This window comes from Mesorhizobium sp. P2_C5_2, assembly GCF_056404535.1.
In genome coordinates this window covers 1,017,311-1,030,616 of the sequence record NZ_JBFUDV010000005.1, presented here as the reverse complement: position 1 = coordinate 1,030,616, position 13,306 = coordinate 1,017,311, and the positions used below count along the sequence as shown (strand labels likewise).

At 61.9% G+C, this 13,306-nt stretch carries 16 protein-coding genes; 9 read left to right on the top strand and 7 right to left on the bottom strand.

Going from position 1 to position 13,306, the window contains the following annotated elements; genetic code table 11:
- Positions 1–22 precede the first annotated feature (22 nt).
- Positions 23–1,183 carry a helix-turn-helix transcriptional regulator gene (locus AC1D1B_RS23505; RefSeq protein ID WP_477334753.1) on the top strand — a complete coding sequence of 387 codons (1,161 nt, stop codon included), beginning with the start codon at positions 23–25 and terminating at the stop codon, positions 1,181–1,183.
- A gap of 35 nt (positions 1,184–1,218) precedes the next feature.
- Here the strand turns inward: AC1D1B_RS23505 and AC1D1B_RS23500 are convergent, their stop codons facing one another.
- Positions 1,219–1,707, bottom strand: coding sequence for an N-acetyltransferase family protein (locus AC1D1B_RS23500; RefSeq protein ID WP_477334752.1), 489 nt, complete (start codon positions 1,705–1,707; stop codon positions 1,219–1,221).
- A complete protein-coding gene (gene gatB / locus AC1D1B_RS23495) occupies positions 1,708–3,207 on the bottom strand; it encodes an Asp-tRNA(Asn)/Glu-tRNA(Gln) amidotransferase subunit GatB (RefSeq protein ID WP_477334751.1) in 1,500 nt (499 codons plus the stop codon).
- A 414-nt stretch (positions 3,208–3,621) separates the two neighbouring features.
- On the opposite strand from gatB, the gene AC1D1B_RS23490 reads away from it, so the two are divergent.
- On the top strand, positions 3,622–3,864 hold the full coding sequence (locus AC1D1B_RS23490; protein ID WP_477334750.1) for a YjhX family toxin: 243 nt from the start codon (positions 3,622–3,624) through the stop codon (positions 3,862–3,864).
- A gap of 48 nt (positions 3,865–3,912) precedes the next feature.
- Here AC1D1B_RS23490 and AC1D1B_RS23485 read toward each other — a convergent pair whose 3' ends face one another.
- Both AC1D1B_RS23485 and AC1D1B_RS23480 read right to left on the bottom strand, forming a co-directional pair.
- Positions 3,913–4,344: a CBS domain-containing protein gene (locus tag AC1D1B_RS23485; RefSeq protein WP_477334749.1), complete on the bottom strand. Its 432-nt coding sequence runs from the start codon at positions 4,342–4,344 to the stop codon at positions 3,913–3,915.
- A gap of 89 nt (positions 4,345–4,433) precedes the next feature.
- Positions 4,434–5,195 carry a rhomboid family intramembrane serine protease gene (locus AC1D1B_RS23480; RefSeq protein ID WP_477334748.1) on the bottom strand — a complete coding sequence of 254 codons (762 nt, stop codon included), beginning with the start codon at positions 5,193–5,195 and terminating at the stop codon, positions 4,434–4,436.
- Positions 5,196–5,468: 273 nt separating this feature from the next.
- Here AC1D1B_RS23480 and AC1D1B_RS23475 point away from each other — a divergent pair, with 273 nt between their 5' ends.
- The 5 genes from AC1D1B_RS23475 (at position 5,469) to AC1D1B_RS23455 (ending at position 9,694) form a co-directional block, all read left to right on the top strand.
- Positions 5,469–6,551: a WD40/YVTN/BNR-like repeat-containing protein gene (locus AC1D1B_RS23475; protein ID WP_477334747.1), complete on the top strand. Its 1,083-nt coding sequence runs from the start codon at positions 5,469–5,471 to the stop codon at positions 6,549–6,551.
- A 59-nt stretch (positions 6,552–6,610) separates the two neighbouring features.
- Positions 6,611–6,850 (top strand): MoaD/ThiS family protein, encoded by a 240-nt coding sequence (locus AC1D1B_RS23470; RefSeq protein WP_477334746.1) that lies wholly within the window; start codon positions 6,611–6,613, stop codon positions 6,848–6,850.
- Positions 6,851–7,372: 522 nt separating this feature from the next.
- On the top strand, positions 7,373–8,011 hold the full coding sequence (locus AC1D1B_RS23465; RefSeq protein WP_477334745.1) for a PAS domain-containing protein: 639 nt from the start codon (positions 7,373–7,375) through the stop codon (positions 8,009–8,011).
- A 156-nt stretch (positions 8,012–8,167) separates the two neighbouring features.
- Positions 8,168–8,785, top strand: a complete 618-nt coding sequence (locus tag AC1D1B_RS23460) for a PilZ domain-containing protein (protein ID WP_477267700.1) — start codon at positions 8,168–8,170, stop codon at positions 8,783–8,785.
- 300 nt (positions 8,786–9,085) lie between these two features.
- Complete coding sequence (locus AC1D1B_RS23455) at positions 9,086–9,694, top strand: transglutaminase-like cysteine peptidase (RefSeq protein ID WP_477334744.1); 609 nt, start codon at positions 9,086–9,088, stop codon at positions 9,692–9,694.
- Positions 9,695–9,874: 180 nt separating this feature from the next.
- On the opposite strand, the gene AC1D1B_RS23450 is transcribed toward AC1D1B_RS23455, so the two are convergent.
- A complete protein-coding gene (locus AC1D1B_RS23450) occupies positions 9,875–10,534 on the bottom strand; it encodes a DUF2726 domain-containing protein (protein ID WP_477334743.1) in 660 nt (219 codons plus the stop codon).
- Between the two features lie 101 nt (positions 10,535–10,635).
- Here AC1D1B_RS23450 and AC1D1B_RS23445 point away from each other — a divergent pair, with 101 nt between their 5' ends.
- Positions 10,636–11,247: an ankyrin repeat domain-containing protein gene (locus AC1D1B_RS23445; RefSeq protein WP_477334742.1), complete on the top strand. Its 612-nt coding sequence runs from the start codon at positions 10,636–10,638 to the stop codon at positions 11,245–11,247.
- 148 nt (positions 11,248–11,395) lie between these two features.
- Here the strand turns inward: AC1D1B_RS23445 and AC1D1B_RS23440 are convergent, their stop codons facing one another.
- Together AC1D1B_RS23440 and AC1D1B_RS23435 are read right to left on the bottom strand one after the other, a co-directional pair.
- Positions 11,396–11,923: a gamma carbonic anhydrase family protein gene (locus AC1D1B_RS23440; RefSeq protein ID WP_477334741.1), complete on the bottom strand. Its 528-nt coding sequence runs from the start codon at positions 11,921–11,923 to the stop codon at positions 11,396–11,398.
- Between the two features lie 100 nt (positions 11,924–12,023).
- Complete coding sequence (locus tag AC1D1B_RS23435; protein ID WP_477334740.1) at positions 12,024–12,392, bottom strand: DUF6949 family protein; 369 nt, start codon at positions 12,390–12,392, stop codon at positions 12,024–12,026.
- A gap of 115 nt (positions 12,393–12,507) precedes the next feature.
- On the opposite strand from AC1D1B_RS23435, the gene AC1D1B_RS23430 reads away from it, so the two are divergent.
- A complete protein-coding gene (locus AC1D1B_RS23430; protein ID WP_477334739.1) occupies positions 12,508–13,233 on the top strand; it encodes a hypothetical protein in 726 nt (241 codons plus the stop codon).
- Positions 13,234–13,306: the final 73 nt, after the last annotated feature.

The following is a 13,306-nucleotide window of genomic DNA, read 5'->3' as shown; positions in this document are numbered from 1 at the left end:
GCCGCGATACATACGAGGCTCTATGTCTATCCAGGCCAACATATTCGGTCGCGCTCTGCCGCAGATCGTCGAGGCGATTTACGATTCGATTGCCGATGCCGGGCGTTGGCAATCGACGCTTGAATCAATCTGCAAATTGGCGCTTGGCCGGCTTGCCATGCTGGCGGTTGTCGACACATCAAGCAACTCGGCCCGGTTTTCGATATCCTGCGGTGATCCCGCCCTGCTTGAGCCGCTGCAGCGCGACTACGCCTGCGAGGTGCCTTTCTTCAAGGCGGTGCCGAAGATGGACATCGACATGCCGTTCACCGTCGATAGCGTCTATGCGCTGCAAGGCCCGGATGCCAGGCAGAACTGGCTCGAAAGCCGCATCGTGCGCGAGTGGGTGGAACCCAACCGTCTCGACGATTTCTTCTGGGTGGCGCTGATGAAGCAGCCGGCGCGCACTGGCACGCTGATGGTGGTGACCGACAAGGACAGACCGCAGATTTCAGCCAGGGATCTCGACCTGATTTCCACGCTCGCACCCCATGTCCGGCGGGCGGTGACCATCGGCGACCTGTTCGAGGCCGAGCGACGCAAGGCCGACATCTTTGCCTCGATCATCGAGAGCCTCGACCATCCGGTGCTGATCGTCGCCGACGACATGCAGATCATTTTCGCCAATCCGGCAGCCGAGGCGCTGCTCGCGCAAACCACCTCCGTGTCCTCGGTGCGCGGCCAGCTCTCCTTCACCTATGCGTATGCCAACACCGCCATCGGCCGCGCCGTCCAGCTCGGCACCCGCAACGAATTCGCGCTCGGCCCTTCCGGCATCAACATCCCCCTCGTCCGGTCAATGGTTCCAGCGGTGGCGCATGTCATGCCGCTGGTGCGACGCGACATTTCGACCCGCATGTCGCAACGCGCCGCCGCCGCCATCTTCATTGCCGCTGCCGGCGCCGCACCGGTGCCGGCGCTGGAGGCGATCGCGGCACTCTTCGGACTGACCGCGGCGGAAAAGCGCGTCGCCGGCCATGTCGCCGCCGGATTGACACGGCGTGAAATCGCCGCTGCCGGCGGCGTCTCGGACGGCACCGTCAAATCACAACTGGCGACGATCTTCGACAAGACCGCCACCGGCGACCAACGAGAGCTGGCGCTCCTGATGCGCGAATTGACGCCGCCGCTGCACGCGATCTGATTTCTTGCACCCGGCCGGTACAGCATCCGGTGACGCTAGCCGATAGCCTTCTCGAAGATCAGTGCCGGCAACCCCGAGCCGCCGCCGCAATCGGCGGTGCTGCCGGCCGGCAAAAATCCCTTCGAACGGTAGAAGGCAATGGCCGGCGCGTTGGCTTCTTCCACCTCGACGCGCAAGGTGTTTGCCTCGGGAAAGCTGGCCTCGACCTCGTCCAGCAAGGCCTGGCCGATGCCTTGCCGCTGGCAGGCGGGCAGCACATAGAGCTGGTTCAACAGCACGACCTTTGGATCCGTGGTAGCGGCGGCGAAAGCCATGCCGCCCATGCGCTTGCCGTCATCGGCGATCAGGAATTCAGAATTCGGCCTCGTCAGTCGCGCCTTGAGAGATGCGATCGAATGCCAGTCGTCGGTGATTTCCGTCACCCGCCGGGCGCCATAGATGGCGTCGTAAGTCGCATGCCAGGTTTCGACCAGCAGCGCTCGGATGGCGGCAAGGTCGCGTTCGCTGGCGGTACGGACGAACATCTATTCGATGCCGAGCTTGGCCTTGACCAGTTCGTTGACCGCCTGCGGGTTGGCCTTGCCGCCGGTTGCTTTCATCACCTGGCCGACGAACCAGCCGGCCATGGTCGGCTTGGCACGCGCCTGCTCGACCTTGTCGGGGTTGGCGGCTATCACCTCGTCGACCGCCTTCTCGATGGCGCCGGTGTCGGTGACCTGCTTCATGCCGCGGCTTTCGACCAGCTGGCGCGGATCGCCGCCCTCGTTCCAGACGATCTCGAACAGATCCTTGGCGATCTTGCCGGAGATGGTGCCTTCTTTGATGAGGTCGATGACGGCACCGAGCTGCTCCGGCGAAACCGGAGCATTTTCAATGTCCTTGCCGGCCTTGTTGAGCTGACCGAGCAGATCGTTGATGACCCAGTTGGCGGCAAGCTTGCCGTCGCGGCCGCTGGCTACCTGCTCGAAATAATCGGCGATCGGCTTTTCCGACACCAGGATCGAGGCGTCGTAGGTCGACAGCCCCAGCGAAGAGATCAGCCGCGCCTTCTTGTCGTCGGGCAGTTCCGGCAAGTCCTTGGCCAGCGCATCGACATAGGCCTGGTCGAACTCCAGCGGCAGCAGGTCCGGATCGGGGAAGTAGCGGTAATCATGCGCCTCTTCCTTGCTGCGCATGGAACGCGTTTCGCCCTTGACGGCATCGTACAGCCGCGTCTCCTGATCGATCTTGCCGCCATCCTCCAGAATAGCGATCTGGCGGCGCGCCTCGTAGTCGATGGCCTGGCCGATGAAGCGGATCGAGTTCATGTTCTTGATCTCGCAACGCGTACCGAAGTCACCACCGGGCCGGCGTACCGAGACGTTGACGTCGGCACGCATCGAGCCTTCGTCCATATTGCCGTCGCAAGTGCCGAGATAGCGCATGATGGTGCGCAGTTTCGTGACATAGGCCTTGGCCTCATCACCGGAACGAAGGTCGGGCTTGGAGACGATCTCCATCAGCGCTACGCCCGAGCGGTTGAGGTCGACATAGGACATGGTCGGATGCTGGTCGTGCATCGACTTGCCGGCATCCTGCTCCAGATGCAGGCGTTCGATGCCGATCTCGATGTCCTCGAATTCGCCCTGGCGGTCGGGGCCGACAGAAACAATCACCGTGCCCTCGCCGATGATCGGCTGCTTGAACTGCGAGATCTGATAGCCCTGCGGCAGGTCTGGATAGAAATAGTTTTTCCGGTCGAACACCGACTTGTGGTTGATCTGCGCCTTCAGTCCGAGGCCGGTGCGGATCGCCTGCTTGACGCATTCCTCGTTGATGACCGGCAGCATGCCGGGCATGGCGGCGTCGACCAGGCTGACATGGGCGTTGGGCGCCGCGCCGAAAGCGGTCGAAGCGCCGGAAAACAATTTTGCTTCCGAGATGACCTGCGCATGCACTTCTAGGCCGATGATGATCTCCCAATCGCCAGTGGCGCCAGGGATGAAGCGTTTGGCATCGGGCGTGCGTGTATCGATGAGGGTCATGGTGGCCTGCGTACTTTGAATTCTCGGATATGCATGAGACGCATATTTGGATGTGAAACTTCGCTAGTCCAAACAGCCTTTCGAGACAAGCACCCAAAGAAGCGCATAGCCGCAGTCTGGCCTTTTCAGCCGCTTTTCGCCTATAGGACGCCATCCCAATGGAGAGTGGATGTCCACTTACGCTCAGTCCCGGTAAGGCCCTGACCTCGTAGCGAGGCAGGGGCAAGAAGACCTGAAACCCCGTGCCGCGAAGCTTCGCGGCGGCGGCATTTTTCGTTTTCCCGGGAATTCTCCATATGGATATTTCGCGCAGCGCATGACCCCGAAAATCGGAGTCGATTTTCGGAAAGGGATCATGCGCCAAGTGATAAGTGCCACAGCGTCCTTTGCGCGTCCAAGAGGACGCGCGGCGCTGTGGAACAGCGCATCCTGCATCTGCTCGCGCAGGGCGGGCGCATCGAAGTCGAAAAGAACCAGAAAAAACGCATTGCCAACGTCAAATGCATGACGCGCGACGGTTGGCACTATCCAGGCGTCGATCTCGATCTTTTTCGAAAACTGAGGCGGAGGAAGGCGGTTTCATCTTGCGATGGCGGCCCCTGCCGCATCACAAGGCGCGGACTGCAACTCGTCCGCTCCGAACTCGACAACCGATAGGACAAGCTCCGCCGGCCGGTATTCCCGGTCGGCGGTCTCTTTCGCTGGTCAGGCCGTAGCGATATAGGCCCTGATTTCGTCGGCCTCGCGCTCGACATCCTCGATACGACGCTTGACCACGTCGCCGATCGACACGATGCCATCGAGCATCCCGTCCTTTTCCACCGGCAGATGGCGGAACCGGCCCCGGGTCATGATCTCCATTACCTCGTTGACCGTGTGGTTCTCGTTGCAGATCTTCACTTTCGGCGTCATCGCCGAGCGCACCGCAATATCAAGTGCGGCAGCGCCTTCCTTGGCAACCACCCGCACGATGTCACGCTCGGAAAGGATGCCGACGATCTTGCGATCGCCATTGGTGATGACCAGTGCACCGATCTTGTGGTCGGCCAGGATTCGAATGGCTTCGCTCAGCTTTTCATTCGGCCCGAGCGTGAACACGTCATGGCCTTTTTTCTCGAGAATTGCCTTAACCGTCATGGCGTCCTCCTCCTCCTGCTTGGCTAGCCAGCTCCCCCCTGACCGGCTTCACATAAGAGTGAACATCGTGCGCCGTGATCGGTTGCTTTTCAAGTGTGCTGGTCGTCGGGGATTTCCCATTCAGGCGCCTGCCAGCCCCGGTCGAACCAGCGCAATCCGAAGAAGCCGGCGACCAGCCCGCCAATATGCGCCTCCCAGGCGATCTGGCCGGCCTCGCCGAGCCCGAGGCCGTAAAGGCCGGTGACAAGATTGATGATCATCCAGGCGCCGAGAAAGTTGACGACGCCGCGCATGCGCAAAACGATTGCGATCGGCAGCACGGGACCGGCAAAGGCAGCCCCGCCGGACGAGCGGTCGGTGCGGAACCCGAAACGCGCCGCCGCACCCATCATGCCCGATATGGCGCCGGAAGCGCCGACCAGCGGCGCTTCACCAAATGGGTGGACCGCCCAGAACAGCACCACCGCGGCCAATCCGGTGGCGGCGAAAAACAACGCGAACCAGAACCAGCCGAGACGGTTGGCCAGCGGCGAGCCGAAGGCGGCCAGCGCAACCATATTGATGGCAATATGGGCAAGGCCGCCATGCATGAATGCATAGGTGAAGGGGCGAGTGAAGAGGAACCAGTCGAAGCCGTATTGCCCGGTGTAGAGGACAGGAATGAAGGCCCCGTCGGTGAGCAATGTTATCTGCTGCTCTTCGGTCAGCACATATTGCTGCAGCAGGAAGACGGCCACACAGATGCCGATCACCGCCAGCACCACCGGCGGCAGGTTGAACACCGGCTCGCGACGCGGCGGCGGCGCCTCCTCGGTCTGTTCGGTCTCGGTGGGGCTTATCGGTTCGCTCATTCACTTGGGTCCAGGGATTCGTTCCGCGAGCTTTAGAGCAAGGATGCTTCGGTTGAAACTGTCCTGCATCCTCTAACACCTCGCATGGCGCGCTCCAGCGCAGCGTCAGATGATGGCAGCACAAATCGCGCTGTCCCCGATGGCAGAGCCAGGGAGGCGGCATATCTTCTCACCTTGGCCTCGACGGGTTTAGACTAAAAAAAATCGTTGGCCCTGTCGGCCAGGCCCGCGCTCCGCCGTCCTTGATGAAATGGACACAATCGGGAGGAGAAAATGCCAGAAAAAATCCTCGTGCTCATCGGCACGAAAAAAGGCGCCTTCATCGCCGAGAGCGATGGCAAGCGCGGGTCGTGGAAGCTACGCGGTCCGTTCTGCGAGCACTGGCCGATGAACCATGTCGTCGGCGACCCCGAGACCGGCGCCATCTACGGCGCCGGCGGCAACGAATGGTTCGGTCCGGCGGTCTGGAAGTCGGACGACCTTGGCCAGACCTGGACGCATTCCAGCGAAGGCTTGGCCTATGCGGCCGGCGAGGAACCGATCAAGGCGGTGTGGAGCCTCGCCAGGCGCAACGGCAACCTCTATGCCGGCGTGCAGCCGGCCGGCCTGTTTCGCTCCGACGACGGCGGGGCCACCTGGAGCCACATCGAGGGCCTGCAGCATCACCCAAGCCGCAAGGACTGGAACCCAGGTGGCGCGGGCCTCATCCTCCATTCCATCGTCACGCACCCCAGAGACGAGGAGCAAATCTGGGTGGGCATCTCGTCCGCAGGCGTGTTCTACACCTGGGACGGCGGCAAGACGTGGGAGCCGCGCAACCGTGGCACCCGCGCCGACTTCCTGCCCGAAGGACAAAACTATCCAGAATTCGGCCAGTGCGTGCACTGTCTGGTGATGGCGCCCAGCAAGCCCGACCGGCTCTACCAGCAGAACCATTGCGGCATGTACCGCTCCGACGATGGCGGCAAGAACTGGCAGAGCATCGAGAAGGGCCTTCCCTCGACCTTCGGTTTTCCTGCGGCCACGCATCCGCGCGACGCCGACACGCTCTTCCTTCTGCCGCTCAACGGCGACAGCGCCGGCCGTTACGTGCCGGACGCGAAGGCGGCGGTCTGGAAGACGGAGGATGCGGGCGCCACATGGCTCGACGAGCGCAAGGGTCTGCCGCAGGAGAACTGCTATGCGGGCGTGTTGCGGCAGGCTATGGCGACCGACAGCCTCGAGCCGGCCGGCGTCTATTTCGGCACCAGCGACGGCTCGCTCTTTGCCAGTGCCAACGAAGGCGAAGACTGGTCGGAGATCGCTCAGCATCTGCCCACGATTCTGTCCGTCGAGACGATGGTGGTGGGCGAGTAGGGCAAATGTCGAACAACCCAGCCCGCAGTGTACACCATGTCATCGCTCGGCTCCCGGGCGTGCTCATCGACCTGTTTCCTGGCGCGCCGCGCCGGGTCGAACTGCCGGCCTCGACCGTGAAGGAAATGATCGACGGGCTGGACGCGCTCTGGCCCGGCATGCGCGACCGGATGTGCGATTCCCGCCCTGCCATCCGCCGCCATATGAACGTTTTCGTCGATGGCGAGAAGGCAACCCTGGAAACCAGGCTCGCGCCCGGCAGCGAGGTTTTTATCCTGACGGCAATCAGCGGCGGTTAGGGAAGACAGGTAGCCCAACCTCCCGACGATATCTCCTGGCCGTAAGCGAGGGAGAGGAGAAGGATCAGTTGGAGGGATCCAGCTGGTGGCAGCCGCGTTCATCGCTCGCCGACGGCAGGAAGCTTGGCGTCGAGACGCCTCGACCGCTTCGAAGCCATTGGCAAATGTTGCTGTTGGCTGGCCGCAACGCGCCTCGACCGCGAATCACCGGACGCGAATCAAAAAGAAGCCGTCCAAGGTTTCCCTTGAACGGCTGGTCGAGCCCCCTGCTCCCCTAAAACTTTTGACCGAAGTGCTGTTGGTCGTCGCTAAAACGACCGCTTCTGGAGTGGTTTTTGTGTGCCACGACGGCCGTCGGCGCGCAACGTAAACCACTTGTTAACCTTAACGTCCCCGACCCGTGAACAAGTGTTAACGACGCTGGCACGCATCCTGCTCCGGAACGCATGTAGGTCATCGGAGGGCGCCCTTTCTGTTCACCGATGGGACCATCAGACGGCAGATTGCGCGGAGTTGCATACCATGAACCAGAACGGATCAATCACGCTGTTCCATTATTGGAACCGACTGCGTGATGGACGTGCTGCGCCAAAGCGTTCGGAGGTCGAACCGGCCGATATCAAGGCGCTTTTGGCCGACACCTTCATCCTGGAAAAGGATACGCGCGGCGAAGCGGTGTTCCGGCTTGCCGGCACCAGGCTTTGCGCCGGCTACGGCCGCGAACTCAAGGGTTTTTCGTTTCCCTCGTTGTGGCGCGACAAGGACCAGCGGCTGGTGTCGCGGCTCATTCATGGCGTTTTCGAGCAGAAATCCGTGGTGCTCATCACCTATGAGGGGTTCAGCCGCAACGGCCGTTCCAACCGCTTTGAACTCCTCGCCTTGCCCCTCGACGGTGGCGTCGAGAACCCGCGCTGCCTCGGTGTCGTCAGCGCCGTCGAAAAGCCGTTCTGGCTGGGCGCAGACCCGATCACCGACGCGCTGATCGACGCCATTCGCGTCATCGATCCCGACAAGGAACCGATGTTCCTGAAAAACCGGCCGGAAATACCGGTTCCCTCACTGGCTCCCACCGAGCTCGACGCCCCGGAAACCATCTCGGCGCTCGGTCGGTCGCGGCGCATCCGCCACTTGGTCGTGTTCGACGGTGGGCGTGGGGAATAATGCATGGTGCTCAACAGTGGCGCGCTTAGACTCAAATCCAGGGCTCGACCTTAAGTATTGACGGCCCGCTTTTCCCCTTTGTTAACCTGATTTGCTGTAGCGTTTCGGCGTGAAGTTCCACGCACGACGCGGGAATGCCAAGGGGTGTAGGCAGTCATGAGGTCAGCGGCGGTCGAATATGCGCCGTCCCGCGCCGAAAGGCGTAACTTTCAGCGCGTCCGGGTCAAGATCTACGGGCGCTTCATGCTGGAGGACCGCACCGAACACCCGTGCCAGGTGGTCGACATGTCGCCGGGCAATGTCGCGCTGCGCACCGACCGTGTCGGCATGCCGGGCGAAAAAGTCATTGCCTATATCGATCATATCGGCCGCATCGAGGGCGTGGTGACGCGCACGTCGCAGGACGGCTTTGCCATGACCGTCATTGCCTCGGATCGCAAGAAGGACAAGCTTGCCGCGCAGTTGACCTGGCTCGCCAACAAGCACGAGCTCGACCTGCCGGAAGATCGCCGCCACGAACGCGTGGCGCCGCGCAACCCGACCAGCGTGCTGCAGCTCACCGATGGGCGTCAGTACCAGTGCCGCATCATCGACCTGTCCTTGTCGGGCGCGGCGGTCGAGATCGACGTCAAGCCGGCGCTCGGCATCCAGGTGACGCTCGGAACCATGCGCGGCCAGGTGGTGCGGCATTTCGAGGACGGCGTCGCCATCGAATTCGCTGTCATCCAGCGTCCGGAAACACTCGATTCCGAGTTCAACGCGCCACGCGCCTGAACGATCGGCAACACGCAGCAAAAACGAACCGGCCCTTCGCGGCCGGCTTTTTTGTTGCCCGGCATTCCTCCTGCTCCCTCCACACCCGACGTCGCCGCAGCAGACCCCTGAGGCCTGCGGCTTCAGCCAGAACTGCGTCGCGAAAGCTCGGACTTTGCGCCGAGACCTGAATAATTTTATATTAAAATAGATCAAATTTTACGCGTATTCTATTGAGGTTTTACTCAATGTCTACTTCGCGTTTTTGCGTCAAATAAATCCAACGCTGCTATTGTCTCCTCAAACGGGGAGACTGACCAAATGGCGAAGACGTGGGGCAAGCTGTTGCTCTTGGCAATGGCGATGCAGCTTTCCGCTTGGGGAACGGCGGAAGCAGCGGGGCCGGCCTACATGCACACTGGCGGCCGCACCACGCAGCCAGTCGGCCATTACGAATTCTGCCAGAAGCTGCCGCAGGAATGCGCGCAGCGTACGCCCAAGCAGGCGCCGGTCGAACTGACCCGCAAGCTGTGGGCGGCAATCGTCAACGTCAACAATTCGGTCAACACCCGGATCGTGCCGCGCACCGACATGGAAATGTGGGGCAAGGAAGAGGTCTGGTCCTATCCCGACAGCGGCTTCGGCGACTGCGAGGATTATGCGCTGGAGAAGCGCCGCGAATTGATGGCGCTCGGCGTTCCCGCCGGCAATCTGCTGATGACGGTGGCGCGCCAGCCGAACGGCGACGGCCATGCGGTGCTGACCGTGCGCACCAGCCTCGGCGAGTTCATCCTCGACAATCTGGAGTCCAAGGTGCTGTCCTGGACCGACACCGACTACACCTATCTGAAGCGCCAGTCCGACACGAATTCCGGCGTCTGGGTAACCATCAACGACGGCCGCGCCGACGCGGTTGCCAGCGTCCGCTAGGACGCGGAAACAAGAAAACGCGCCCGCTCAGGACGCGACGAGAAAGCCCGGTCGAGTCCCCACCCTCCCCGTCCCCAACGACCGGGTTTTAGGAGCCGGCCCCGTCCCCGGGCCGGCTCCACCATCTCTACCGCAAGGTCGAAGCAGCAGATCGCACCCGAGACGGCAAACATAGGCGAGCTATTGCGCAGCCGAGGGCTTGTCCACGAGCTTCTCGACCAGCCGCCTGAGTTCCGAAGGTGTTGTTTCGCCGCCAACAATCTCGTGATAGCCGATGCCTGCTCGCCGCAATGCTTCCTTCTTGACCGCGTCCCGCGCTGCAGCCGCACCTTGATGATGCGCATGACCTTGGTATTCGACTGCATGTCGAGGCAGACAGTTCTCGTCTACAAGAAGAAGGTCCACCCGTTTCGAGTTGATGCAGCTGTAGGCGTCGGCATCCTTGCTGCGCAGAATTTCGCCCAATGACACTTGGGCCATCACCTGCCACCCCGGATTGCAGCCGATCACCATGCGATCAAGCTCTTTGAAGACGCGCACCTCGCTCCTGTTGAGGAGCGGTTGAACAGTGAAGTTCGCCTCCATAACAATCCGCAACTGGTCAGCAGGATCAGTCGGTTTCGGTGGCGCGGAAACAGGCTTCGGGGCGACCCACAGGCCGCTAAGGATGTCGCCCCCACTGCGCTCTCTCGCCCAGCGCGCGCGGTTCCTTGCCCTCCATGCCTGCCGTCGCTTCCTCGACAGGAAACGCTCCAAAACCATGCCCGCAAGGACGCCGGCAAGGAAAATGACGACTAGCAGAGTAGGTTTCGGGCTTAGCTCGACGAACTCGGGCGGCATGCAAGTAAGCTACCTCCACGACTTAGATTTATGCATTGACGGCCATCTTCCAGTTGCAACAATAAGCGACCAAGAGCCGTCCGATGTCAATTTGAGCACTAATGTTTGCCAAGAAGTGCCCCCCCAACAAAGACGAACGCTTGATCACTGATCTCATCGAGCCGCCAGGCGCACCTGAAGATCGCGACACGCCTTTTCACGCGCAGAAGATCGAAGCACTATATGCCGTTGATTTCACCTTCTGGATCACGGCGATGTTGGAAATCCCGGAAGATCGATGCGAGCGCCATCGCCTGTTCAAGGCTATCGACGATGCGTTCAAGGCCGGCGATTTCGAGGGCCTCGGCGTGGCCTTGGGCAGTTCGCCACGCTGGTTCGATGAGCGCATGCCATTCGAGCTCGGCCTCGGGCATCCGCTGGAATATGCGATCTATTGGAGTCCGGCCGGGTTCATCTCGACCTTGTTGGATGCGGGCTCGGACCCGAATTATCAGGATCACGGCGGGTTTCCGGCAATCATTGCTGCGCTGTCCACCGACCGAACCGATAGACTGGAAATCGTCCGGGCGCTGATCGACGGCGGCGCCGACCCCGACATGCGGGGCGTGAACGACTGGACGCCGCTTCACTATGCGGTGGCCATCCGCAGTGTCGAGGCGATCCGCCTGCTTTTGGCGGCGGGCCGCCGACCCGGCGCTCGAAACCCGGATTGATGACCATACGACGCCCCTTGAGGAAGCCGACAATGCCGGCTTTGAAGCCGGCGCTTCATTGCTGCGCGATGCGATGAGCGGGCGCGGCTCCGACAGACGGTGAGTTAGGCGCAAAAAACCGCAGGCAACAAGGATTGGCCGGCCGGCCTTACGTCTCTTTCAGCCCGGCCTTGAACCGCTTGCCGTTGGCGACATAGTGCGCGGCAGAGGCGCGCAGCCTGGCAATCGCGGCCTCGTCCAGCGTCCTGACTACCCGCGCGGGCGAGCCGACGATCAGCGAATTATCAGGGAATTCCTTGCCTTCTGTGACCAGCGCGCCGGCGCCGACCAGTGAGTTCTTGCCGATCCTGGCGCCGTTGAGGACGATGGCGCCCATGCCGATCAGGCTGTTGTCGCCGATCGTGCAGCCATGCAGCAAAGCGCGGTGGCCGATGGTGCAGCCTTGCCCGATCGTCAGCGGAAAGCCGGGGTCGGTGTGCATCACCGTGTGTTCCTGGACATTGCTGTCGGCGCCGATGACGATTGGCTCATTGTCACCGCGGATGACCACGCCGAACCAGAAGCCGGCATTGCGGCCGACCTCGATGTCGCCGATCAACGTGGCGTCCGGCGCGATCCAGTTGCTGTCGGAATCCTCGAAACGGGGCGCCTTTCCGTCGATCGCATAGGTCGGCATTTTAGTCTCCGATTCGTCTCAGGCCGGGACGAACCCTAAAACAATCCGAGGAAAACCGCGTGGCGGTTTTTCCTAGGGAAACCGCGTAACGGTTTTCAGGTCAAGACAAATACCGGGCCAGCGATTCCACCAAAAGCTGAGCCGCTCCGGGAGAGCCGACGCCCCAGGAGGCAATGGCGATCAGCACGATGCCCAGCGCCAGCGCCCAGGCCATCACGGTGCAGCCGCACGACATCAGCATCAGCGTCGAAATGCGGCCTTCGCGCCGCGCATCGAGCGCATCGTTGGCGAGCATGAACGGCCCGGCGCAAGCGGTCGCGGCCAGCGAGCGCAGGATATGCGACGGCGATACATAGGGCTCGGCAAACGCAAGCCGGCGGCCGGCCGCCAGTTCCATCACGGATCCGGTGAGCCCGCAGGCGGTGAGCCCGACGGCAAAAGCGAAGAGAACGGGCATCAGCAGGCTCATCTTTACCTTCCGTTTACCATGAAATCGCACAGTCGCGTCCGACAGCCGCGTTGCAAGAGCCATGCCGCGGCATGTGTGCCGTCCAAGGACAGGAGCGGCCATTGTGGGGATTGCGATGAAGCAGGCAGCGACCGCCGAAGAATTCAACGTCGTCGATTCCGTGCTGATGAAGCGGGTGTTTTATGCCTTTGCGGCGCTTGCGCTGCTGTCGTTGGCGATCAGCCTTGGCGGCAAATGGTTCGGCCGCTCGATCGCCATGGCCGGCTATACCGACGACACCACAATCCACCGGGTTGTGATCGGCGACAATGTCATTGCCGTGCCGGCCAACGCCATCCGCTTCCTGCAGGCGCGCCGCGACGGCATCGCTTCGCGCCTCGACCTCTATCTGCGCTATCCCCAGATGGAGGGTTACAGCGAGGCCGCCCGCGACGATTTCAACCACATGGGAACGGCCAAAAACATCATCTTCCTGTCGTTCGAGCACCAGATGATGTCGCGCGACATGAGCGGCCGTTTCGCGCCGATCTACAGCGCGCTGATCAGCCAGCCCGGCACGCCCGGCCCCGGAGGCACGACGATTTACGGTTTCAACGAAAAATCGGGCTATCTCAACGAGGTGCTTGCGGTTGCCGGCCGCCCCAGCAAGGACCCATTCGTCGCCCGCTGCCTAAGCGGACCAAGTGCCGAGGAATCGCTGGCGCCCTGCGAGCGCGACATCCAGGTCGGCGACGGCCTCAGCCTGACCTACCGCTTTCCCCAGGAGTTCCTGGGCAATTGGCAGGCGCTCGACGCGGCAATCGTCGCCGAGGCCACACGCGTCCTCAAGGCAGCGAGATAGCTGCCCGAATTCGTTGCATATTTTCTGAATGTGAAAGGCTGCCGGCCTGCACCATGGCAGGTCCGGTCAGCCG